At 34.3% G+C, this 22,753-nt stretch carries 23 protein-coding genes; 8 read left to right on the forward strand and 15 right to left on the reverse strand.

What is annotated here, in order from left to right; all coding sequences use genetic code 11:
• The first annotated feature begins 185 nt into the window (after positions 1-185).
• The 3 genes from BUC31_RS10550 to BUC31_RS10560 all read left to right on the forward strand — a co-directional run bounded on the left by BUC31_RS10550 (position 186) and on the right by BUC31_RS10560 (position 5,044).
• Positions 186-1,322, forward strand: coding sequence for a Gfo/Idh/MocA family protein (locus tag BUC31_RS10550; protein ID WP_073243978.1), 1,137 nt, complete (start codon positions 186-188; stop codon positions 1,320-1,322).
• Between the two features lie 190 nt (positions 1,323-1,512).
• Positions 1,513-3,135, forward strand: coding sequence for a PhoX family protein (locus BUC31_RS10555; protein ID WP_073243980.1), 1,623 nt, complete (start codon positions 1,513-1,515; stop codon positions 3,133-3,135).
• 163 nt (positions 3,136-3,298) lie between these two features.
• Positions 3,299-5,044, forward strand: coding sequence for a cytochrome-c peroxidase (locus BUC31_RS10560; RefSeq protein WP_170861952.1), 1,746 nt, complete (start codon positions 3,299-3,301; stop codon positions 5,042-5,044).
• On the opposite strand, the gene BUC31_RS10565 is transcribed toward BUC31_RS10560, so the two are convergent.
• From BUC31_RS10565 to BUC31_RS10575, 3 genes are read right to left on the reverse strand one after another with little or no spacing between them, the layout of a single operon-like run.
• The gene (locus tag BUC31_RS10565; protein ID WP_073243984.1) at positions 5,041-5,805 is read right to left on the reverse strand and encodes a TIGR02757 family protein; all 765 of its coding nucleotides are present in this window, start codon (positions 5,803-5,805) and stop codon (positions 5,041-5,043) included. The two genes, BUC31_RS10560 and BUC31_RS10565, sit on opposite strands and share 4 nt — an antisense overlap.
• Entirely contained in the window at positions 5,802-6,359 is a 558-nt protein-coding gene (locus BUC31_RS10570; RefSeq protein WP_073243986.1) for a CPBP family intramembrane glutamic endopeptidase, read from the reverse strand. Before BUC31_RS10570 ends, BUC31_RS10565 begins: the two co-directional genes overlap by 4 nt.
• A gap of 10 nt (positions 6,360-6,369) precedes the next feature.
• The gene (locus BUC31_RS10575) at positions 6,370-7,050 is read right to left on the reverse strand and encodes an ABC transporter ATP-binding protein (RefSeq protein WP_073243988.1); all 681 of its coding nucleotides are present in this window, start codon (positions 7,048-7,050) and stop codon (positions 6,370-6,372) included.
• A 216-nt stretch (positions 7,051-7,266) separates the two neighbouring features.
• Between BUC31_RS10575 and folE the strand changes: the two genes are divergently transcribed.
• The 4 genes from folE (at position 7,267) to BUC31_RS10595 (ending at position 9,995) form a co-directional block, all read left to right on the forward strand.
• On the forward strand, positions 7,267-7,866 hold the full coding sequence (gene folE, locus BUC31_RS10580) for a GTP cyclohydrolase I FolE (RefSeq protein ID WP_073243990.1): 600 nt from the start codon (positions 7,267-7,269) through the stop codon (positions 7,864-7,866).
• Between the two features lie 81 nt (positions 7,867-7,947).
• The gene (locus BUC31_RS10585; protein WP_073243992.1) at positions 7,948-8,247 is read left to right on the forward strand and encodes a hypothetical protein; all 300 of its coding nucleotides are present in this window, start codon (positions 7,948-7,950) and stop codon (positions 8,245-8,247) included.
• 53 nt (positions 8,248-8,300) lie between these two features.
• Positions 8,301-9,521 carry a sulfite oxidase gene (locus BUC31_RS10590; protein ID WP_073243993.1) on the forward strand — a complete coding sequence of 407 codons (1,221 nt, stop codon included), beginning with the start codon at positions 8,301-8,303 and terminating at the stop codon, positions 9,519-9,521.
• Positions 9,522-9,995: a monoheme cytochrome C gene (locus BUC31_RS10595; protein ID WP_073243995.1), complete on the forward strand. Its 474-nt coding sequence runs from the start codon at positions 9,522-9,524 to the stop codon at positions 9,993-9,995.
• A gap of 61 nt (positions 9,996-10,056) precedes the next feature.
• Here BUC31_RS10595 and BUC31_RS10600 read toward each other — a convergent pair whose 3' ends face one another.
• From BUC31_RS10600 to BUC31_RS10640, 10 genes are all read right to left on the reverse strand, one after another.
• Complete coding sequence (locus tag BUC31_RS10600) at positions 10,057-10,611, reverse strand: type 1 periplasmic binding fold superfamily protein (protein ID WP_073245887.1); 555 nt, start codon at positions 10,609-10,611, stop codon at positions 10,057-10,059.
• Positions 10,612-10,645: 34 nt separating this feature from the next.
• Positions 10,646-11,119, reverse strand: coding sequence for a hypothetical protein (locus BUC31_RS20545; protein ID WP_244534040.1), 474 nt, complete (start codon positions 11,117-11,119; stop codon positions 10,646-10,648).
• Between the two features lie 97 nt (positions 11,120-11,216).
• Entirely contained in the window at positions 11,217-13,040 is a 1,824-nt protein-coding gene (locus tag BUC31_RS10605) for a TonB-dependent receptor (RefSeq protein ID WP_244534041.1), read from the reverse strand.
• Positions 13,041-13,105: 65 nt separating this feature from the next.
• A complete protein-coding gene (locus BUC31_RS20685; RefSeq protein WP_139251950.1) occupies positions 13,106-13,411 on the reverse strand; it encodes a DUF2645 family protein in 306 nt (101 codons plus the stop codon).
• A gap of 58 nt (positions 13,412-13,469) precedes the next feature.
• Complete coding sequence (locus tag BUC31_RS10615) at positions 13,470-13,784, reverse strand: DUF6787 family protein (RefSeq protein WP_073243999.1); 315 nt, start codon at positions 13,782-13,784, stop codon at positions 13,470-13,472.
• 30 nt (positions 13,785-13,814) lie between these two features.
• On the reverse strand, positions 13,815-14,279 hold the full coding sequence (locus BUC31_RS10620; protein WP_073244001.1) for a DUF6146 family protein: 465 nt from the start codon (positions 14,277-14,279) through the stop codon (positions 13,815-13,817).
• A 67-nt stretch (positions 14,280-14,346) separates the two neighbouring features.
• Positions 14,347-14,979 carry a DUF937 domain-containing protein gene (locus BUC31_RS10625; RefSeq protein WP_073244002.1) on the reverse strand — a complete coding sequence of 211 codons (633 nt, stop codon included), beginning with the start codon at positions 14,977-14,979 and terminating at the stop codon, positions 14,347-14,349.
• 69 nt (positions 14,980-15,048) lie between these two features.
• Entirely contained in the window at positions 15,049-15,999 is a 951-nt protein-coding gene (locus BUC31_RS10630) for a D-2-hydroxyacid dehydrogenase (RefSeq protein ID WP_073244004.1), read from the reverse strand.
• 182 nt (positions 16,000-16,181) lie between these two features.
• On the reverse strand, positions 16,182-17,246 hold the full coding sequence (gene serC / locus BUC31_RS10635) for a 3-phosphoserine/phosphohydroxythreonine transaminase (protein ID WP_073244005.1): 1,065 nt from the start codon (positions 17,244-17,246) through the stop codon (positions 16,182-16,184).
• A gap of 64 nt (positions 17,247-17,310) precedes the next feature.
• A complete protein-coding gene (locus BUC31_RS10640; RefSeq protein WP_073244007.1) occupies positions 17,311-18,381 on the reverse strand; it encodes an acyl-CoA reductase in 1,071 nt (356 codons plus the stop codon).
• An 89-nt stretch (positions 18,382-18,470) separates the two neighbouring features.
• On the opposite strand from BUC31_RS10640, the gene BUC31_RS10645 reads away from it, so the two are divergent.
• Complete coding sequence (locus tag BUC31_RS10645; protein WP_073244009.1) at positions 18,471-18,821, forward strand: 4Fe-4S dicluster domain-containing protein; 351 nt, start codon at positions 18,471-18,473, stop codon at positions 18,819-18,821.
• Here BUC31_RS10645 and BUC31_RS10650 read toward each other — a convergent pair.
• Both BUC31_RS10650 and BUC31_RS10655 read right to left on the reverse strand, forming a co-directional pair.
• Positions 18,805-19,575 (reverse strand): class I SAM-dependent DNA methyltransferase, encoded by a 771-nt coding sequence (locus tag BUC31_RS10650; protein WP_073244011.1) that lies wholly within the window; start codon positions 19,573-19,575, stop codon positions 18,805-18,807. The genes BUC31_RS10645 and BUC31_RS10650 overlap by 17 nt on opposite strands.
• Positions 19,576-19,634: 59 nt before the next feature.
• The gene (locus tag BUC31_RS10655) at positions 19,635-22,337 is read right to left on the reverse strand and encodes a TonB-dependent receptor (protein ID WP_211573872.1); all 2,703 of its coding nucleotides are present in this window, start codon (positions 22,335-22,337) and stop codon (positions 19,635-19,637) included.
• Positions 22,338-22,753 lie beyond the last annotated feature (416 nt).

Below are 22,753 nucleotides of genomic sequence, written 5' to 3' on the forward strand. Positions count from 1 at the left end.
ATAAAAGCTCAATATTTACTTCAACAAGAATTGATTAAACTGTTAATGTCAATTCTTCATTTATGAAGATTATTATAAAGAATACGGCACTTAATAGTACTGTATATTCTAAATATAAAATTCATTAAAGGTTTGATGAAATTTAATGATTTTTATTTAATTTTCTAAAGCATTAAAATAGACACATGAAGAAATTATCAAGACGCTCTTTTAGCGGTATAGCTGCAAAAGGAATATTAGGAACAACATTGTTATCTAACATGCCACTAGCAAAAGCATTTACTACTAAGCCTATAAATAAAAAATTAGGTATTGCTTTAGTAGGCTTAGGAAGTTATAGTGAACATCAACTTGCACCATCGTTATTAGAAACTGAACATTGTTATTTGGCTGGTATTGTTACCGGGACCAAAGAGAAAGAAGGCATTTGGAAAGAGAAATACAACCTGTCTAAAAAGAATATTTATAATTATGATAATTTTGATGCTATAGCAAAGAACGATAATATTGATATCGTTTATGTGGCATTACCAAATAGTATGCATGTAGATTTTTGTATTAGAGCTGCAAAAGCTGGTAAACATGTTATTTGCGAAAAACCAATGGCTGTTAGTGTTAAAGAATGCGATGCTATTATAAATGCTTGTAAAGAAAATAACGTAAAACTAGGTGTTGGTTACAGAATGCAGAGCGATTCTTATACCAATGAGGTAAAGAAATATGTAAAGGAGAAAACTTTTGGAGATGTGCTTTTTGTTTCTTCGGATGCCGGATATGTTTCTAGTGGTAACCCTGATCAATGGCGTTTGAATAAGGCATTGTCTGGTGGTGGTGCTTTAATGAATATGGGTGTATATGCAATACAAACTAGTATTTATGGTACGGGACAGAATCCTATCTCTGTTTCTGCACAAGAGTTTAGTACACGGCCAGATTACTTTAAGGATACTGATGAAACTATTACCGCACAATTTAAATTTGCAAATGGTGCAGTTGCACATATGATGACTTCACACAACGCAAATGGTAACCGATTAAAATGCCATTGCAGTAATGGTTGGTTTGAGTTGGATCCTGCTCATAGCTACGGACCAATAAGTGGGCGAACATCAAACGGTAATACTTTAGAATTTCCATTTAAAAGACAACAAGCTTTACAGATGGATGATTTTGCTAAGCATGTGCTATTAGGTACCAAAAACATCGCGCCTGGTGAAATGGGAAAAAGAGATATCATTATCGTTGAAGCTATTTATAAATCAATCGCAGAAGGTGGTAAAGAACAAACGCTGTCTTTAGGTGATTTAGGAATAGTATCTTAACATGTTTTAAATCAGTAGCATTACATTTAAATTAACTTGAATTTCAAGTTTAGATCACTTCAAATTCAAGTTAATTTTACATCTTAACATAAGCATAAACTTCTGTTCATCAATTGCTAATTTTCAGTGAACCTTTCTAAAAGGTTGTCTATATAGTTTTGGCATTCATAACCTAAAAACTATATTGATAATGAAAAAATCAAAAAATTTACTATTAAAAGCTGTGTTCTTTTCTTGCCTCGGATTAGCAATAATGAGCTGTGAGGGCGAAGATGGTGCTGATGGTACAAATGGAACAAACGGCATTGATGGTGTCGATGGCGCTGATGGTACTGACGGAGAAGATGGTGCTGATGGTCAAGATTTAACTTTGGCAGAATCCATTCCATTAACTAGTTCTGTAACTCCCAATGAATTGTTTGAACTTAAAGGTGCATTTGCAGGATCTGCCGACCTTAATATGATTATGTCTTCTGCCGATATATTAGAGTCAGATTCTACTTTTGTTTACGGTTCTTATATGGATGGTGCTGCACTTTTTCCTACTGAAGATGGTAACTACGCGTTGATTAATAATTTAGAAGCAGATTATTCTATTGCGAGAATAATGCTAAACTCAGAACTTCAACCATTACAGGGCGATTATATTGTTAATTCAACAGCTACAGCATTTACGGCTATGTGTTCTGGTTCTGCTATAACAGTTGAAGAGCATGGTTTCGGACCTTTGTACCTTGCTGGTGGCGAATGGGGCGGTAACGCAAAAGGTGTTTATAAAGTGAATCCTTTTCGTTCAAAAGAAGATAGGGTAGAGGTAGAAAGATTACCTGCATTAGGCGAATGGTCTACTGAAAATGCCGTAGCAATCGGTAAAGATGCATACGCTTCTCAAACTGTTATTTTCATGGGAGATGACCATAGCGATAATGTATACCCACAAGCTCATTTTGGAATGTATGTTGCTGCTAGAGGTGATCTTTACGGTGGTAAATTATATGTTTTAAGAGGAAAGAATCCTGTAGAGTCTTTACCTGGTGAAGGCGGACAGCTATTTGAAATGGGAATGTCTCAAGATGTTGCCTATGACGTAGAATGGGTAGAAGTTACTGAAAGAACTATAGACGAGTTAAATCAAGAAGCTGTAGATGCTTCTGCAATTGGTTTTCAAAGAATTGAAGATATTGACTGGCGAAGAGGTTCTGCCGATGCGCAAAGAGAAGTATATTTTAATGCAACAGGAAGAATTCGTGGTGATAACCCAGATTTGAACCTTAGAGGTACCGGTTTTGGTCGTGTGTATAAGTTAGAATTAAATGATACTGACCCAACTGCCGATGCAGTTCTTACAGTAGTTGTAGATGGCGATATTGAAGGTGGTAAAGGTGACGGTTTACATTCTCCTGATAATATAATGGTCACTGAGAACTATGCTTACATTCAAGAAGATCCAAATGGTTACAGTGATTTAAACGCGGATATTACTGGATTCGCAAAATTATGGCAGTTAGATTTAAACACAGGTAGCTTTGTTGAAGTTATGGAGTGTAACCAAACTTTTGCATCTAGCGTTGGTATTGGAAATACTGATAGTATGTGGGAAATTACCGGGTTATTTGATGTTACTGATATCATAGGTGCATCTGAACCAACCTTTATTGGTGGTGCTCAAGTACATGGATGGAATTATAGTACTACACCTGAAACTGCTGTAAGGGCTGACGGACTTAAGTTTGTTGATCCAACTGCTATTAGTGAGGGTAGTGCATCTTTAGAAGGTTCTGTTCTTTTTAAATTGACAGGTTTGCCTAGATAATTTACTTTATAAATTCTTTTAAAAAGGTTCCCTTCATTGGGAGCCTTTTCTATTCATTACAATTTCAATAAATAATATGAGAGTAGTTCATAATAAATGGATTTTGATACTATTGTTGGGGATTCTTCTATCCTGTAAACATGAGGAGTCAAAACCAAAATTAATGATTACAAATAGTGAGCAATCTATGTTTAATGATGCTATACGTGATTATTATTTTATTACCCTAGATAGTACTTCGCATTACATGCAACAGATAGATACGTTAAACACCGTATCAAAAAATAAAGAGCTTTTTCTTAAAAGTAGAGCATGGTATAAAAGGGTAGAGCCAATGCTCATAGCGTATGATTATGAGAATTATGTATCTATGAATGCACCTAACTTATTAAAAGTAGAAATAGATGACCATCAAGATATTAAAATTCAAGACCCAAAGAGTTTTCAAGCTTTAGAAGAACTTCTATATGCTGAAGAAGGTTTTTCTAATAAAGAATTGAACTCCGTTTTAACCTACTTAAAGGTTAGAATACCTTTTGTAAAAAAGAATCATATTTTAATTGCGCAGCGAGATAGACATCATCTAAAAATGATTAGAGATGCTATTGTAAATATCGCAACAAAAGGGATTACAGGTTTTGATTCGCCGATGCTTTCAAACTCCTTAAATGAAGCGGTTTATAATTATGAATCTATACAAAAGGTTTTAGATATTTATAAAGATGCTTTTACCAATAAGGAATTATATGGAGACTGGAGTACTGAAATAGCAGCTACCATTGCTATTTTGAAAAAAGGCAACTTTGATGAGTTTGATCGTTATTCTTTTATAAAAGAACATACCAATCATCAGCTAGAATTAGCTTTGAAAACAGCAAAAGATTGGGATGTTGAATTAAGTAATTCTCGTTCATTAAACCCAAATGCAACAAGTTTATTTGAAAAGAATTTTTTTAATATGAAAATGTTCTCAATGCAAAGAGCTCCAGAAATTACAGAAGAAAGAATAGCATTAGGGCAGCAATTGTTTAATGACAAAGCATTGTCTAGTACTGGTACAATTAGTTGCGCTACCTGCCATATTAAAGAGAAAGCTTTTACAGATGGTTATGTAAAAGCAATAGGTATAAATGGAAAAGAATTACAACGTAATTCACCCACATTAACTTATGCCGTTTATCAGCGTTCATTGTTTTATGATGGTAGGGCAGACGGGTTAGAAGATCAGATTGTGGGTGTTACCAATAATGAAAACGAATTTCATATCGATTTAGAACAACTGGAAGAAAAAATACAAGAACAGCCAGTTTACAGAGTTCAATTTGATTCGCTCTACGATGGTAAAATAACCAATATGAATGCTAGAAATGCAATTGCTACTTATATAAGAAGTCTTTCCACTTTCGATTCTAAATTTGACCGAAATATAAACGGATTAGAAGAATCCCTGACCAACGAAGAAGTTCATGGTTTTAATCTTTTTATGGGAAAAGCCGCTTGTGCAACATGTCATTTTCCTCCGGCTTTCAACGGTACGGTACCTCCAAAATATATGGAGAGCGAGTTTGAGAATCTTGGTGTGCCAAAGAACGCAAGTTTTCAAAATCCTGTTTTAGATGATGATTGGGGTCAGTATTACCCATATGAAGTGGAGGAGAAGAAGCATTTCTTTAAAACTTCAACTGTGCGTAATGTAGATTTAACGGGACCTTATATGCATAATGGGGTGTATGCAACTTTAGAGGAAGTGGTAGAGTTTTATAATGTTGGTGGTGGATTAGGTATGGGCTTAGATGTACCTTATCAAACCTTACCTCCAGATTCTTTAAACTTAACGGCAGTAGAATCGAAAGCAATTATCGCTTTTATGAAAACATTGACCGACCAACAATTTGAAAAGGTCAATTAGAATTTTTCAAAGACTCCTAATCCAAATAAAGCAAAATCATATTTAACTGGATCTAACGGGTCCAGTTTTCTTAGGTTTTTATCTAATTCTGCAAGCGCTTTGGCATCGTTTTGTTTCCGTTTTAATAAATCTAGTTTTCTGGCTACATTACCAGAGTGAACATCTAATGGGCAAGATAATTTGGAAGGATTAATATCTTTCCAGATTCCGAAATCTACATTAGTAGACGCGTCTCTTACCATCCACCGTAAAAACATATTTATTCTTTTGGCGGCAGATCCTTTTAACGGGTCAGAAACATGCTTTGTTATACGTTGCTCATACGGTAATTCAAAAAATATTTTCTTGAATTCTGAAATTGTTGGCTGTAAACTGTCCTTGCCCTGATGTTTTGTAAAAGCACCTTCTAAACCATTATGGCTGGTATAAATGTTTTTAAGACTCTGAATAAAATAAGTAAGATCAATATCATTGAAAGTTCTATGGACGAAGCCAGCTAAATTTTCAAGGTTTTCATTGGTATGATTGAGAACAAAATCGTACGGACTTTGCCCCATTCTTTCCATGAGTTTATGCGAATTATTGATGATGCTTTTTCTGTTGCCCCAAGCTATCGTAGCAGTTAAAAAAGCACTTATTTCAATGTCTTCTTTTGTTGTGAAAAGATGCGGAATTTGTATTGGGTCTGTTTCTAAAAACTCAGGGTTATTATACTGAATAACCTTCTCGTCTAAAAATACTTTTAATTCGCTTTTTGTCATTCAATCGGTATATCTAAAATTTGCATTATCAAAACAGGTACTATGAGTACCATGTTATAGCAAGCATGTAGTGCCATTGACCAAACTAGTCCGTATTTAACACGTATAAAGCCTAAAAGAAAACCAACACCTATTTGTGGCGCAACCAATAGTGGAGAGAACAGCAATACCTGGGTGTTCATTTCAAAATTACTAATGTGCATAAAGCCGAAAGCGATAGTAAATGCATAAAAGACTATTTTAAAAGAGGTAGAATTTTTAAAAAATACAAGCGGACCTCTAAATAATAGCTCTTCAAAAAATGGTGCAATTACTACTGCTAAAAGGAAAATTAGAATAATTGAATAGTTATCGAATAAATCATCCATTGCATGTTTACCCATGTCTAGTTGAAGTGAATTTTCAACTAAACTTGCGACTATTAATAACACAATGCTTGTGCATAAAGCTATAATCAGTAACTTAAAAAATATTCTTAATTTGTTTGAAAATGGAGTTGTAATATCCTGTTCATAAACCGGCTTCTTTGCAAATAATAAAAGTTCCTCTAGCATCTGTTTTTCCTTATGCTAAAATGATTTCTTTATCTACAATTTTGCCATCTACCATGGTTAATTTTCTGTCTGCCATTTCTGCCAGTTCGCTGTTATGGGTTACGATAACAAATGTCTGTCCAAATTTTTCGCGTAATTCAAAAAACAATTTGTGAAGATTATCGGCACTTTCAGAATCTAAATTACCACTAGGTTCATCAGCAAAGATAATTGATGGGTTATTGATTAAGGCTCTAGCAACGGCCACTCGTTGTTGTTCTCCGCCAGATAATTCTGATGGCTTATGATTATAGCGATGAGATAGGCCTAAAAAATCTAAAAGCTCTTTTGCTCTTATTTCTGCTTCAGCTTTCGGTGTTTTTTTTATGAATGCAGGTAAGCATACATTTTCAATGGCTGTAAATTCAGGAAGCAATTGATGAAACTGAAAGATGAATCCTATATGTTCATTTCTAAATTTTGCTAAATCTTTATCATTCAGATTAGTAGTTTCAATGTTATTGATAAGTAACGTGCTATCCTTACGATTAGACTGTACATCTAAAGTTCCTAAAATTTGTAATAATGTGGTCTTTCCTGCGCCAGAAGCACCAACAATAGAAACGATTTCTCCCCTTTTTATATGAAGATCAACACCTTTAAGAACTTCTAATTCTCCGTAATATTTATGAATGTTAGAAGCTTTTATCATAAGAAAGTTTGTGTTTAGGATATTGTTATGCTGAAGTTCAAAATTAATGAAAAAGGAGCACGGTAAAAATAGTATTTCTCTTTTAGTTGCGTTTACCATTAATACGCAACATTATATGAATGAAGATTTATTTATGAAATATTTATGTTGGATGATAAAAGAATATACTAAATTTGTTCAACTTAAGTTTAATTAGGTTAAACACAAACATGATTTATGTCCCCATATAGAAATTTAGAAGAGTACAATCTTGAAATTACCGATGAAGTTAAAAGCAGATATTCATCTATTATTGATGAAATTGGTGAAGATGTAGAAAGAGAAGGTTTGGTTAAAACACCAGAGCGTGCCGCTAAAGCTATGCTATTTTTAACTCAAGGGTATAAACAAGATCCAGTAGAGATTTTAAAAGGGGCAATGTTTAAAGAAGAATATGATGATATGGTTATTATAAAGGATATTGAATTGTATTCTTTATGCGAGCATCATATGTTGCCATTTTTTGGCAAAGCACATATTGCATATATACCTAATGGTCAAATTGTTGGGTTAAGTAAAATACCTCGTGTTGTTGATGTTTTTGCTAGAAGATTACAGGTGCAAGAAAGGCTAACACACGACATTTTAGAGTGCATCAATAATACATTAAAACCCAAAGGTGTTGCTGTTGTAATTGAGGCGTCTCACATGTGTATGATGATGCGTGGTGTACAGAAACAAAACTCGGTAACTACAACTTCAGGATTTAGAGGACAGTTCGAAAAAATTGAGACAAGAAACGAGTTTTTGAAACTAATCAGCGCAAAACTTTCTTAGAAGGTCTTAATCATCTTTTATTTATTTTTAAAATTTGGCATCTTTGTTGCATTCTTAAGTTAGAATAACTAATTTTTAAATATGTCAATTTTAAAAGAAAAAAAATATAAGCAACTTTTAATGGGGTTGCTTTTTGACGGTATAGGTATGCTGTCTTTCGTAATACCTTTTGTAGGTGAATTTTCAGATATAGTCTGGGCACCGTTGGCGGCCTGGCTAATGACCAGAATGTATAAAGGTAAGGTAGGGCAAGCTGCAGGTGTATTTACTTTCTTAGAAGAGATAATACCAGGGTTTGATATTATACCATCATTTACACTTATGTGGTTATATACTTATGTTTTCAAAGGAGCCAAAAAAGGGCAGACAATAGAGGTATAAATCTTACTTTTAATTTATTAAATATCTTAACTTTAGCTCAAATCACATGAGTTTTGAAGAGAAGAAGTTTTGTAGCAAAATCTAGTTTAGGTGGTCTAGCTGCCTTATTAGGTGTAGATATAGTTTATAAAAATGTAATGCCAGCTGGTTATACTCCTGTAGCCTTACAAGATTCAGACCCATTTAAATTATTCAATAAAGACAAGGGTATGGTCGTTTTAAACGATAAACCTTGGAATATTGAGGCTCAAGCTCATCTTCTAGATGATAGGATAACACCCAATAAATCTATTTTTATTCGAAATAACGGACTCATTCCTGAGAAAATCGATGTAGAAAAATGGACGCTTACCATAGATGGCGAATCTGCCCAACAAGAAAAAACGTATACCCTTGCAGAACTTAAATCTAAATTTAAACATCACACCTATCAATTAACACTGGAATGTGGTGGTAACGGTAGAAGTGAATTTGATCCTCCTGCGAAGGGTAATCAATGGACAATTGGTGCGGTGTACTGTGCTAGCTGGACAGGTATTAGATTACGCGATGTTTTAGAAGATGTAGGTATAAAAGATGATGCCGTATATTTTGGATATCATGCAGCCGATATACATTTGAGTAGAGATCCTACAAAAGAGCCAATATCTAGAGGTGCGCCGATGTCTAAGGCTTTGCAAGACGAAACCATATTAGCTTTTAAAATGAACGGAGAGGATATTCCTTTAGCTCATGGATATCCATTACGGGTAATTGCTGGTGGTTGGCCTGCTTCGGTTTCCGGAAAATGGTTGCAACGCATCAGTATTAGAAATATAGTTCATGATGGTACTAAAATGACTGGTACTGCTTATAGAGTGCCTTGTAAACCGGTTGCGCCTGGTGAGAAAGTGACAGATGAAGATATGTGCATTATAGAATCTATGCCTGTTAAATCTTTAGTAACATACCCTAAGTCTGGGGCAACGTTATCTAAAGGGAAGAAGTTGAATATTAGAGGGCACGCTTGGGCGGGTGAGTTGGAGGTTTCTAAAATGGAATATTCTATAGATTTTGGTGCCACATGGAATACCTGTACTATTGAAAAACCTGCTAATCGTTTAGCTTGGCAACATTTCTCAGCACAAATTTATTTTCAGCAAGAAGGATATTATGAGGTTTGGGCAAAAGCAACTGATGCCAATGGTATTAGCCAGCCAATGTTATTACCAGGTTGGAATCCAAAAGGGTATTTAAATAACGCTTGTCACAGAATAGCCGTAAAAATCACATAGATGAAAAAGCAAAATCATGACAAAGTAAAACACAATGTTAAAGATCTTTTTAGAAAGATATGGTTAGTAAGTGTTATTCTAGCTATTGTAGCTGCTGCGTTGATATATTTTGTTAAAGATTCAAATCTATCTAACGAACCAGATACAGAAATTGTGGATATGCCTGTTGAAGTTGATTTCGATAAAATTGAAAATGGTATTCACTTACGTACTGGTTTTATTGATGCGCCTGGTATGATAGAGACCATTCAGAATTGTACCAATTGTCACTCATCAAAACTTGTTATTCAGAATAGAATGAATGCGGAACGCTGGAAATCTACCATTAAATGGATGCAAGAAACTCAAAATTTGTGGGAGTTAGGTGAGAATGAAACTGTAATTATTAATTATCTGGTAACCAATTATCCGCCGAAAAAGGTGGGTAGGAGAGCTGCTTTAACGGATGTTGAGTGGTATCAGTTAAAAGAATAGAAAGCATAAAAAAGCCTTTGAATTTTAATTCAAAGGCTTTTTATATTATAATAAACTGTGCTTATTCTACTACTACGGTAAAAGTTTGAGCAATGTCAGTCTCTCCGCCAGCATCAGCGGTAGTGCCGTCGTTTGGTTTTTTAGGCTCATGACGTAACGTAATAGTAATAGTGCCAGAACCAGCATCGCCAGTAGTTAATTCAAACTCAATACCTATTGGGTTACCGTCCTCATCAGTATCAGTATAAGTCACTTCAGCTAAAGAACCAGTAAGTCCAAAGAAAAACTGGTGCTCATCAGATTCTTCAGCTACTTCTTCAGTAATATCTTCTGCAGGAGTTTCAGTTTCATTCAACAATTCTATACTTCCTGAATAAGTTGTATTTGCTGTTAAATTGTCTGCGGTTATAACAGGAGCATTTGGTCCATCTCCATCTAAATCTTGAGATTGAAGTGTTGCAGTACCATCAGCACTAGTTAAAGTAACAGTCATGGTAGTAATTATTTCTTCTTCATTTACTACTTCTGGCGTATCGTCATCGCTAGAACATGAAGTCATAACTGTAGCCATTAAACTTAGGGCTAGAACTGCTTTTAGGGTTTTGTTTCTTTTCATAGTTGTACTTGCTTTCATTTGTTAGTAATTATTATTAATAGTTAAAAATTAGGCGTAGACTTATATTTCTACCCATATCGTCTACAAAATATCGTTGGCGGTTTAAGTAATCGCGATAATTGGTATTTAATAGGTTGCTTGCACTTAGACCTACAGTTAAATCATTTTTGTTTTTAAGTGTAAAAGATGCTTCGGTATTTAGAGATAAAAGGTGATAAGCATCTGGTGATGTATTGATATCCAAAATCACATCTTCTTGCTGTTCTGGAGAAAAAACCTCAATGTTATCAGGATATCTTTTTTGCTCGAATGCATACTGACTTTCTAGACTAACTAAAAAATTATTCCATTTAGGGTTTGTATATGTAATGCTATTTGTAAAGTTGGCTGCAGGTATATTAATCAGCGGCGTATCTGTTTCTGTATCAGTTCCTCTTACCCACGCAAATTTGTGATCTGTTCTAATTCTAGAAGACCAATTGTTGTATAATGATGCATCAAGACCCAATAGAACGGCATCAGTCTGGCGATAAGACCATACAGGGAAAGCACCTCTAATAGTGAATTCTACACCTGTAGGTTCAACAAGTATAAAGTCTTTAATACTATTTAGAAAAGGGGGAGAAGGTATAACCCCATTTACTGGTATTTCTTTCTAAGGATAGGGAGAGTTTAGATGACGTCTCACTCTTAATTCTTAAATCGCCCAACTCTATACGTGCTGCAGAGTGGTGTAGTCCATCACTAAATAATTCTGAAGGATTAGGAGCCCTTTGCGAGTATGCATAATTAAAACGTAAATGATCTTTGTCGTTTAATTCATAATGAAACCCTGCGGTACCAGAGAAATTATGGTAGTCAAAAACAGGATTTACAAGTAATTGTGTACCTAAGTCTTCAATAATTATATCTGCAAAATCCACATCATAACCTCGCTCTTCCCAACGGGAAACTCTATAAAACTTTTTTGAATCTATTCTGCTAAAGTCATAACGAGCACCTGCATCTAAAGTCCAATCACTGTTTAGTTCATAGCTGCTAATAGCGAAAAGACCAAAATCGTATTTGTCGTAATCAGGTATCAATCTTCTTACACCAGTATCAGGGTTAGCAAAGTTGGTTTGAAATCTGCCCATTGCGCCAGCCTTAATGTCTAAACCTTGTTTTGCATCAAACTTTATATTGGATAAAATAGAATGAGTGGTTAACTGGAGATCTAATGAAGCTTTATCTGCATCATCACCTACACGAATATCATATTCAAACCTTCTGTTTTTTTGAAAATCATATTGGGTAGTCCATTTTCCAAATCCTTCGAACCTTCTATAGTAATTTAGTTTTGCTAAATGATGGGTTACTTCTTGGTTAGGATTGGTAATATCATAAGTAAAATCATTTATTACGCTTGGAACATCACTATTAATAGCGTTAATTAAATCATCTACATTACCAATATGAGAAGCTCTTAAAATTCCAATTTCTGAGTTGAAATAAGAATAATATCCTTCCCATCCTTGTTCAAAATCTCTTTTACCAACATTTAGTGATAGGCCACTTTCTTTTATGCCTGTATTAGAAAGTAGGTAATCTGGAGCTTCTAAATCTCCTAATCTTTTATAAGAACCTTGTGCCTTAATATACAATCCTGATTTATATGATTTGGTCAATGACGATGTAATATTACCACCACGACCGTTTGAGAAAAGATTAAGCTGAGTTTTACCAAATAAAGAATCTGTTCTTATAACAGGTAAGGGTTCTAGAACAATAACTCCGCCAATGGCGTCACCACCATATTCAATTGCTGCAGCACCTTTGATAACGCTAATGTTCTGGTTGGCATTTACATCAACATTTGGTGCATGTTCCTCTCCCCATTCCATGTCTTGCATTCGTACATTGTTGTTCAGTATTAAGATTCTACTGCCATTTAAACCCTGTATTACCGGTTTTACAATATTTCCCCCAGTATTTAAGGTAGATACTCCTGGAATCTTCTTTAAGGCATCACCTAAGCTGTTTCCGCTACTACGTTCTACATCTTTTATAGAGAGAATGTTTTCTTGGCCAGAATTAGTATTCTTTGGTACATCACCAATTACTTTCACTTCTGTTAATTCCTCTAAATGATGTTCAAGTCTAATTTCTGAAAAGGTATCTCCATTAACGGTTACAGTAATAAACTTCGTAGTACATTCCGGATGCGATATTTCCAATTCTAAAACTCCGTCACACAGATTTTTAAAAGTGAATTTTCCATTTTCTTTAGAAACCGTAGAAAGGTTTTTACCAGTTAAATTAATAGTAGCGCCACTTAACGGACTATTGTCATGGAAATCAACTATTTCACCTATTAATATTGAATTGCAATCTTGAGCATAAATAATTGAGCTACAAAAGATTACGAAAACATATAAATAATTTTTCATTATATAAGTTTTTCGATAGTATGTACCGATTCTAAAAAGGAATCGAATTAATTGTGGATAGTGTACTAGTCTTGGAAGGGGGGAGGTCTGCCGAAAGTTGCATACCTAAAATAAAATGAAGGAGCCTCTAAAACTAAAGGCGTAATTTTTTTATCAGTAAAAAATATAAAAGGTAAAAGAATTAATAACAAAATGGCAACAAATGTAAATTCAGAATTTTGACTCTGAATAGCCATTTCGCAAATACTACAATTCTCTATAGTATCAACAGAATTGTCATCATGGGAATACACGTGAAAAGAAGTCACCTTAATTAGCATAAGGCAAAACAAAATAAATACAGAGAAATATGTAAATACTGAATTCTTCACAACGCTAAAGTACTAAAAGAAGTAGAACTGAATGTTAAAGAAAACCTAACAAACGTTTTTAAAATAAGAATCCGAGTCCTAATCTTTTGAGCATCTTTTTTTCAAAAGCCCAAAAGAATTTGAATTGCCCAAATAACCAGCCATATATTACCAATAGTATCTGGTAAAAGGGAAAAATTAATAGAATTCGTAAAATCCAATACATTGTTGTACCCCACCATGCATCTGGAAAATTAGCTTGCTGTAGCCCAATTAAATTTAAAAAAGGTTTTGCAACAAAGACAGAAGATGATCCGGTAATGGAAAAAACAATAAAAATAATAGTTAATTGAAAATTGCTGGTAACTCCCCAACGCTCTTTTAATTTTTGCATGACATGTGTTGAATGCCGCAAATATACTTTTTAAATACGGGGTACAAAAGGACCCAAACGTTGATTATATTTTCTTTGAAAATAGATGAAGTAATTATAAAGTTTGTAATTAACTTCATACCCATAATCTATTTGATTTGAGTAATCTATGCTTAGTTCATATAAATTGGGGTCAAACCGAGATGGCTGCATAACCCTGTTGTTCCATTCTACAACCATGATGTAATTTCTATTTTCAAGGAAATTTCGGGAATAATAACCCTCTGGTTTGGCAATTGAACTTAGCCATGTATTGAAACCAGGCTCAATAATTATTATTTCGTATTCTGTCTTGTCACTAGAAATAGTAATGGTATCGCCTTGTACTTGTTTAAAAGCCTGTTCTTCGGTATTCGAAATAGCTAATGATTCTTTTGATGCTCCGCAGTTTAATAGAAGTAAAGAGATGGTGCTTACAATCAGCATGATAATAAAAGAGGTGTATTTCGTTTTCATGAATTATAAGATACAAAAAAACCCGCTTGCAGTTGCAAGCGGGTTATATAAATAGAATTTTAAAATCTTATTTACCAAAAAGACCTCCTAAAAGACCTCCAATTCCACCACTACTTTTACTACCGCCCATTACCATGCCGGCAACGTCATCTAGTATGCTGCCATCACCATCTGCATCTAACAAAGAAGTAATTAAGCTTTGGTTTTCTTGTGGTTGTCCACCTAACATGCTACCTAAAAGAGCATTCATGCCAGTACCGTCACTTACGTTACTTTGTGCAGTTTGCTTTCCTATCATTCCCATAACTATAGGAGCAGCTATTTTTAAAATTTGTGCAACTGATCCAGAATCAATACCAGATTTTTGACTCAACGCATTTTCAACCTGTGGTTGTTTGTCGCCAAAAACATGACCCAAAATACCGGCACCGTCTGCCATAACGCTATCATCAACACCGCCGCCAAAAAGACCGCCTAAATTATCTAATATACCACCAGAATGGTTACTAGATAATGCACTCATTAAACCTTGAGCACCTTCTGGAGTAGAAACGTTTTTTTTCATTGCACCAAGAATAAGTGGCATAGCCATACTTAGTACACTTGCGGTTTTATCTGCTGGTTGATTTGTTTGACCTGCAACTCCGCTAATTAATTGTTGACCCATTGGGCTATTTAATAAATCTAATAATCCTGCCATTGTAATAGTTAATTTAATGTTTACATTGTAAAATACGAAAAAGAGTCCAGAATATTGCCTTTTTAGCTCCTATTTTAATAGGGTAATGATTTGGTCTGCCAATTCTAGTCCAATTCTTTCTTGAGCTTCAAGTGTAGCTGCACCAATATGTGGCGTTAGTGATATACTAGAATGCATCAATATTTTAACTTCTGGTGTTGGTTCAGATTCATAAACATCTAAACCAGCAAAGGCAACAGATCCATTTTCCAAAGCTTCAATTAAAGCAACTTCATCTAATACTCCGCCTCTAGCTGCATTTACGATACCTACTCCCTTTTTCATTTGAGAGAATTCTGTTTTACCTAGTACATAACTATCTTGACCTGGTATATGTAACGATATATAATCTGCATGCTTAAGTAAGTCTTCTTTCGATGTGTTTTTTAAATTGAAAGTCACTTTCTGACCATCGAAAAAAGAAAGTTCAATATCGGTCTGTTCTACTTCTGGGTCACAATACACAACATTCATACCTGCGCCTATAGCAAGTTTTGCGGTTGCTTGACCAATATTACCGAAGCCGAATAGACCCAAAGTTTTACCTCTAAGTTCTGTACCTTTTGAATACGATTTTTTAAGTCCCTTAAAGTTACTATCACCCTCTAAAGGCATATTTCTGTTAGCGTCAAATAAAAAACGCGCTCCACCAAAAAGATGTGCAAATACTAATTCTGCCACAGATTCTGATGATGCAGAAGGCGTGTTTATTATATGAATGTCTTTAGATCTTGCATAATCAACATCAATATTATCCATGCCAACACCACCTCTTCCTATTAATTTTAGGGTAGGGCAGGCGTCAATTAAATCTTTTCTAACCTTAGTGGCACTACGTACTAATAAGGCATCGATTTTGTGTTCGTTTATATAATTTGCTAGCTGTTCTTGTGCAACAGTTGTCGTTAAAACTTCAAATCCTGATTTCTCTAAAGCGTCAATGCCGTTTTGAGAAATACCATCATTTGCTAATATCTTCATATGTTTTACTCGATATCGAGATTTTAATGTTCTGAGGTTTACTAGCCCGTACCGTTCGGGCAGACCTCGAAATTTTACGTTGGTTCTCTTAGTATATCCTCGTGGGCTTACCCCCAAAGTATTTTCCTAAAATTTAAATGGGGAACAGAATGTTCACTAATAAAGTAAATCGTTTCAGTCGATTATCCTTTACGCTCCATTTCGCTCATTACGTCTACCAATACACCAACACTTTCCAACGAAAGCGCATTGTACATGCTAGCTCTGTAGCCACCAACAGAACGGTGACCATTTAAACCATTAATGCCAGCTTCTTTTAACATGTTGTCAAATGTTGTTTTCAAAACTTCATCTGTAATATTAAAGGTGGCATTCATTAAAGAACGGTCTTCTATATTCGCATAACCTTCAAACACAGGGTTTAAGTCTATTTCAGAATATAACAATCTTGCTTTTTTCTCATTTACTTCTTCAATAGCAGTAATACCTCCAAGATTTTTTAGCCACTCTAACGTTAGCATAGAAGTATAAACAGCAAACACTGATGGAGTATTGAACATACTATCTTTTGCGATATGCGTTTGATAATTAAGCATAGAAGGCACTTTTCTAGACACTTTACCTAAAATATCATCTTTAACAATTACTAAAGTGGTACCTGCAGGTCCCATGTTTTTCTGTGCTCCAGCATAAATTAAATCGAACTGAGAAAAATCCATAGTTCTAGAAAAAATGTCAGAACTCATGTCGCAAATTAAAGGACAATCAGTTTTTGGAAATTTCTTGAACTGCGTCCCAAATATTGTATTGTTTGAAGTAATATGTAGGTAATCTAATCCAGATGGTACAGTATAACCTTTGGGGATGTATTTAAAATTTTCATCTTTAGAAGATCCAACTTCAATGACTTCTCCAAATAATTTAGCTTCTTTAATTGCCTTGTCGCTCCATGTGCCAGTGTTTAAATAACCAGCTTTGGTTTCTAATAAGTTATATGCCACCATTAAAAACTCTAAGCTTGCGCCACCTTGAAGAAAAAGTGCAGTATAACCTTTATCTTTTAAGTCAAGTAGTTCTAGTGCCAATGATCTTGCGTTTTCCATTACGGCAACAAAATCTTTACTTCTGTGCGAAATCTCTATAAGAGAAAGCCCTGAGCCGTTAAAGTCCATAACCGCTTCAGAAGCTTTTAACAATACTTCTTTTGGTAAAATACAAGGACCGGCGCTAAAATTATGTTTTTTCATTTTGTTTGTAATTTAAGGATGCAAATGTCAGGATTTTTTAAGTATTTTCAGTCAGGATGACCATTTAATTCAAGGATGTTCTTAACAAGAAATCAACCGTATCTATACCATCTGCATAATCGTTTAACGAAGGTTTTTGTGTTTGTCCAAATGATATTTCGCCTTCTATAACGCCGGATGAGACTATGCATTGAATTTTATCTTCTTCGGTTTGTAAATATTCTTTTAATGCAGGAATATCATCATAATACTCATAAAACAAAGATGCAATAGGGGATCCAAAGCTTTTTTCTTCTTTTAAAATCAAGAATCCATTATCTAAGATTTTGAATTCGCTCATCAAATAAACAGCCTTATTGTAATCATAATTGTTAGCGTATTTATTATGATTTATAATATCGTTGTATGGAAACATAGCTTTGAAAAATGTATCGATGTTGTAATCTTTCGGAATATAGATTTTAGAGACACTTCTGCAGCCTAATCCAAAATACCTGAAAATATCTTCACCAAGAGCAGTTAATTCTTCAGTAGTCTCATTGCCTGTTAAAACCGCTACCGAATTTCTGTTTTTGCGGATAATATTTGGTTTTTTACCAAAATAAAATTCAAAATACCTTGCAGTATTATTGCTGCCAGTTGCTATTACGGCATCATAGTTTTCTAATTTCTCCTTTGTAAACGTTACCCTGTCTTTGAAGAAGGGTTCAATTTCTATAAGATAATCAATAAGCAGAGGAATCAATTTCTGGTCGTTACTAGATAGCTTTACCAATGCTTTATTTCCTGTAACTAATACACATAGAAGGTCATGAAACCCTACTAAGGGAATATTACCAGCCATTATTAGTGCCACTGTTTTTTCTTCATTAGAATTAAGATCATATGCATTTAACCAATTTTCTAGATTACTTTGGGTTAGTACATTTGACCATTCTTTAAAAGCATGCACACAATTTTCTTCTGAAAACCAACCATTATAATGTTTAGCCCTTTCGGCTTCAGTTTTAAAACGCTCGATCCATTTGTCATTTAAATGATCAGAAATAGTGTTTGCTGTGATTAATTCACAAAATGTACTTAGAAAATTTCCAAGTTTAACAAAAGCTTTTATACTAAGGTTGCTATGGGTCATTATATTTGTATACTAATTCACTAGGAATTACCTTTGTGCAAAAATAAGCATGCCCGTTCTTTTTTGGGCATTTTAATGTAGAAGAAATTATGGCAATAATAATAACAGACGAGTGTATAAATTGTGGGGCTTGTGAACCTGAATGTCCTAACACTGCAATTTATGAAGGTGCAGATGAATGGCGTTATAGTGATGGTACCTCTTTAAAAGGTGGTGTTGTGTTGCCTGATGGTAAAGAAGTTGATGCTGATGAAGTTCAAGAGCCAATTAGTGATGAAGTTTATTATATTTCACCAGATAAATGTACAGAATGTGTGGGCTTTCATGAAGAGCCGCAATGTGCAGCAGTTTGCCCTGTTGATTGTTGTGTGCCAGATGATGACCATGTAGAAACTGAAGAAGTACTTTTAGCGAAGCAACGTTTTATGCACCCTGAATAGGTATATTCTTCGTTATTTTTCTACAGACATACACTTTAGTATTAAAAGCATATGTTTTTCTGTCTATTGTATGTAGTAGTTGGAAATTAGATAGCAATAAATTTGTTTGAATTTCTTGATTTGTGAAGGTTCTAAATATAGCAGAATCTTCACCTATTAGAATTTTATCATTTTTGTTTGTGTCGTAATATTTTGATTTCCAAGAGACTAAATGACTTTTGGTCGAATCATATCTCTCCCAAACAGATTCTCTTTCAAAAGTTTTATTGTTGACGTTAGAATAATGAATTATGTTTTTATTCTTTAAAATGTACGGCATAAAATGCGCTGCATCTATACAGTCAAATATGAAAATTCCGTTAGGTTCTAAAGCTTTGTGAATAGAATTAAAAGTATTTTGTATATCTATATCTTCAATTAAATAACTTGTTGAACGTCCTGTAATGAGAATGGTACTAAACTGATAGGTGAAATTTAACTTTCTCATATCACCTTGTATAAAGTTTCCTTTTTTAAATTTTGTTTTAGCAATTTCTAACATAGCCTCACTGTAATCTAAACCTGTATAATTTAAAAAATCGTTCGTAAATGATTCAGATAAGTTACCTGAGCCACATGCGATCTCTAAAATTGAGATGGCATTATGTGTTTTGCATAATGTTTTGTAGAAATCATACTCAGCTTTATAATCTATAAAACCTTGATAAATTTCATCGTATACCCAAGCGAGATTCTTTCCGTATAAATTGTTCATGATGCAAAAAAAAAGCTACCTAAAAATAGGTAGCTTTTTGCAAATAAAACTAAATCAAACTAAAATTTATAATTCAACGATAGGTTGAACATAGTTCCTAATTGACTAAAGTGATACCCATCATACGTCATTTGAGAATAACGTTGGTTGAAAGTAATCAAGTTAGATTGGTTCTGCGTCTGTGCTGGATCTGCCAAAATAGCATCTCCTGCTGCATTTTGAGAAACAAAATTCCATTCAGGTAATACATTTAACAAGTTGTTGATGTTAAGTGCAATTGTCAATTTATCTGTAGCGCTAAAATTAACTCCTAAATCAGTAACTACTTTAGGGTCAAATTCAGTACCAAGGTTGAAATTACCATTTGCATCAGTACTTAAACCTTGTTGAAAAAAGCTAGTTTTTCCAAATAATGTATTATTTAAAGAAAAACCGAATTTATTTATTTCGTAGTTAGCTCCTAAAATCCATTTAGTCTTAGGTCTTGAAGTAAAAAATAAAGCTTCTTGAGTTTGGTTTACTACAGATTGACCTGAGTTTGCAACTAAGTCAATATCTTTTACAGGACCATCAAGTTCATTCTGGATTGTATAATTACCAGACAAGTTCAAATCTAAACTGCCATCACCAATAGTTATACCTTTATATGCAAGAACAACATCAATACCAGAAGTTTTAGTGTCTATTGCATTTGAAAAGAAACTTACATCACTTAAGTTGTTATTTGCTAATAGAACATCTAAAGGATTTGTAGGGTCTCCACTACCTCCAATTTCATTTCCTAGAACAATTCTATCTTTTACTGCAATGCTATAATAATCAAAAGTATAGCTGAACTTATCGATTTTACCACCAAAACCTATAGTGTAGTTTGTAGAAGTTTCAGCATCTAATTGAGGTATACCCAATAATTTTGCCTGTGTAGATACATTGTTTATTAAACCACCAACTTGAATACCTTGCCCCGGTACAAAACTATACTGAGCTTTTTGCGTATAAATTTGGTGTAGGGTAGGAGCTCTGAATCCTGAAGAAATAGAACCTCTTAATGTGAAAGCATCGCTAAATTTATAACGTGAGCTAAACTTGTAGACGAATGCGTTTCCAAAATCAGAATAGTTCTCCGTTCTAATAGTACCACTTAATAAAAAAGCATCGGTAACATCATAATCTAAACTTAAGTAACCACCAATATTGTAACGGTTAAACTTACCTGAATTTTGAGGAGATGCTCCTGCAAATGAATCTGCGCCACCACCATCATAAGAAGCTAATTCACCTCCAATAACTTCAAAAGTTTCTGTTCTAAACTCAGCACCAACACCAATACTCACTTTGTCAGATAATAATCTTGAAATATCAATGTTACCAACGTTGTGAGAAAATCTAGTTCCTCCTGGATCAAATGATTGCTGACTATTTTCTCTATAAAGCTCAGAACCTTCAGTAATTTCACCATCATCTACAGAGCCATTTCCATTTTCATCTATAAATACTGATGGAGAATAAACAACATTTCTGTTGTGGGTATTGTTTACTTTGTACGTTTGAGTATTTCCACCAGTTGTAAAACTTGCATCAAGATTCCAATCGTTTATAACTGATTTAAAACCAATAGTTGCATTATAATCGCTGAGTTCTCCTTCAAAGGTTGGTACATAACCATCATAACCACCAGCAGTGTTTGGATTGTCTCCAGGGAAAAAATCTGCTAAGTAAGGAAAATCCTCAACAGTTCTCCAATAAGGAGTTCTGTAGTTTGCAAAACTATTTACAGCCTTATAAACATATGCAGCATTTCCGTACATTGATGTGTTTTCACTTAATTCATAGCCTAAGTTAAGTGAGAATTTAGCAGCAGCAGTTTCTGGAGATCCATTGATATTTCCTGCGTCTGGTCTTCTAGAAAGAAATTCTTGAACATCTGCAATGTCAGCGCCAAAATCACCAGCTTCACCAGCAGCATCAACAGTACCTGGTCTGTTTGCTTGGTTTACTTTAGATAAATCAATAGTATAATTTACAAAGCCTTTATCTTCGCCAATAGCAGTACCGTTGTTTAAAGAAACACCAAACATTTCGCCATCACCTTCAGAAGTGATTCCTGTTCTTAATGTTGCTGATCCTTCATTCGGAGAATCTTTAAGTATAATGTTCATTACACCTGCAATTGCATCAGAACCATATTGTGCAGAAGCACCATCACGTAAAATTTCAACTCTTTTAATCGCATCTGTAGGTATTGCAGAAATATCGGCACCTGTTTCACCACGACCTGGAGATGTTTGCGTATATAATAAGGCACTTAAGTTTTTACGCTTACCATTAATCAAAATCAATGTTCTTGATGGCCCCATGTTTCTAATTTCATAAGGATCCAATAAAGATGTTGCATCGTTTACAGGTGTTTGTACCGTGTTAAAAGATGGTATTTTATACTGTAATGCTTTATCAAAGGTAGCTTGACCTGTTGAGCTTAAATCTTTAGCTCCAATTACATCTACCGGTAATGGTGTGTCAGCATTACTTCTAGGAGCAGTACGAGAACCTACAACAATAAATTCATCGAGTTGCATACCTTCAGAAAGTTGTACGTTAATCGTATTTTTTCCGGCTGTAGAAACTTCTTGAGTAGCAAAACCAATGTAGCTAAATACCAGTTTTGTATCATCGGTTACATTAATTGTGTAGTTACCATCAAAATCAGAAGTAGTACCGTTAGTAGTACCTTTCTCAATAATATTTACACCTGCCAATGGCATTCCAGAATCATCTGTTACTTTACCTGTAATACTGTTTTGAATTTTTTCATTCAAAGTCAAAGCAGTAATTCCATTGTTTACAGAATTTATCTTAAGAATTTTAGCTCTTTCTGGCTTTTTATGATAAACCACATAATACTTGTTGCCAAGATATTCAAAATCAAAACTTGTTTTGCGTTCTAATTTATTAATGATTTTGTCTAATACAGGGAATTTGTATTCCTCAGGATTTAAACTGGTGCTTGATACCAGTGTAGGGTTGTAAGTAAAAAATACTTCGTGTTTTTCACTGATCTCATTAAGAAAATCGCTTAGGGTAACGTTTTCTTTGAGTTCATTAGCTGCCGTTGGACTGGTGATGCTTGAAAAAAGCATTACTGCAAGCAGCAATTTCATTAGTTTGTTCGTTCTCATAA

This window comes from Maribacter aquivivus, assembly GCF_900142175.1.
GTDB classification, from domain to species: Bacteria; Bacteroidota; Bacteroidia; order Flavobacteriales; family Flavobacteriaceae; genus Maribacter; species Maribacter aquivivus.

Coding starts and splice junctions, on each gene's coding strand:
- BUC31_RS10600 (WP_073245887.1), bottom strand. CDS start 10,611: ATGAAAAGAAACAAAACCCTAAAAGCAGTTCTAGCCCTAAGTTTAATG.
- BUC31_RS10560 (WP_170861952.1), top strand. CDS start 3,299: ATGATTACAAATAGTGAGCAATCTATGTTTAATGATGCTATACGTGAT.
- BUC31_RS10605 (WP_244534041.1), bottom strand. CDS start 13,040: ATGAAAAATTATTTATATGTTTTCGTAATCTTTTGTAGCTCAATTATT.
- BUC31_RS10655 (WP_211573872.1), bottom strand. CDS start 22,337: ATGCCATTGGCAGGTGTAAATATTATTGAGAAAGGTACTACTAACGGT.
- folE (WP_073243990.1), top strand. CDS start 7,267: ATGTCCCCATATAGAAATTTAGAAGAGTACAATCTTGAAATTACCGAT.
- BUC31_RS10585 (WP_073243992.1), top strand. CDS start 7,948: ATGTCAATTTTAAAAGAAAAAAAATATAAGCAACTTTTAATGGGGTTG.
- BUC31_RS10615 (WP_073243999.1), bottom strand. CDS start 13,784: ATGCAAAAATTAAAAGAGCGTTGGGGAGTTACCAGCAATTTTCAATTA.
- BUC31_RS10550 (WP_073243978.1), top strand. CDS start 186: ATGAAGAAATTATCAAGACGCTCTTTTAGCGGTATAGCTGCAAAAGGA.
- serC (WP_073244005.1), bottom strand. CDS start 17,246: ATGAAAAAACATAATTTTAGCGCCGGTCCTTGTATTTTACCAAAAGAA.
- BUC31_RS10625 (WP_073244002.1), bottom strand. CDS start 14,979: ATGGCAGGATTATTAGATTTATTAAATAGCCCAATGGGTCAACAATTA.
- BUC31_RS10555 (WP_073243980.1), top strand. CDS start 1,513: ATGAAAAAATCAAAAAATTTACTATTAAAAGCTGTGTTCTTTTCTTGC.
- BUC31_RS10630 (WP_073244004.1), bottom strand. CDS start 15,999: ATGAAGATATTAGCAAATGATGGTATTTCTCAAAACGGCATTGACGCT.
- BUC31_RS10620 (WP_073244001.1), bottom strand. CDS start 14,279: ATGAAAACGAAATACACCTCTTTTATTATCATGCTGATTGTAAGCACC.
- BUC31_RS10565 (WP_073243984.1), bottom strand. CDS start 5,805: ATGACAAAAAGCGAATTAAAAGTATTTTTAGACGAGAAGGTTATTCAG.
- BUC31_RS10650 (WP_073244011.1), bottom strand. CDS start 19,575: ATGAACAATTTATACGGAAAGAATCTCGCTTGGGTATACGATGAAATT.
- BUC31_RS10595 (WP_073243995.1), top strand. CDS start 9,522: ATGAAAAAGCAAAATCATGACAAAGTAAAACACAATGTTAAAGATCTT.
- BUC31_RS10645 (WP_073244009.1), top strand. CDS start 18,471: ATGGCAATAATAATAACAGACGAGTGTATAAATTGTGGGGCTTGTGAA.
- BUC31_RS10640 (WP_073244007.1), bottom strand. CDS start 18,381: ATGACCCATAGCAACCTTAGTATAAAAGCTTTTGTTAAACTTGGAAAT.
- BUC31_RS10575 (WP_073243988.1), bottom strand. CDS start 7,050: ATGATAAAAGCTTCTAACATTCATAAATATTACGGAGAATTAGAAGTT.
- BUC31_RS10570 (WP_073243986.1), bottom strand. CDS start 6,359: ATGCTAGAGGAACTTTTATTATTTGCAAAGAAGCCGGTTTATGAACAG.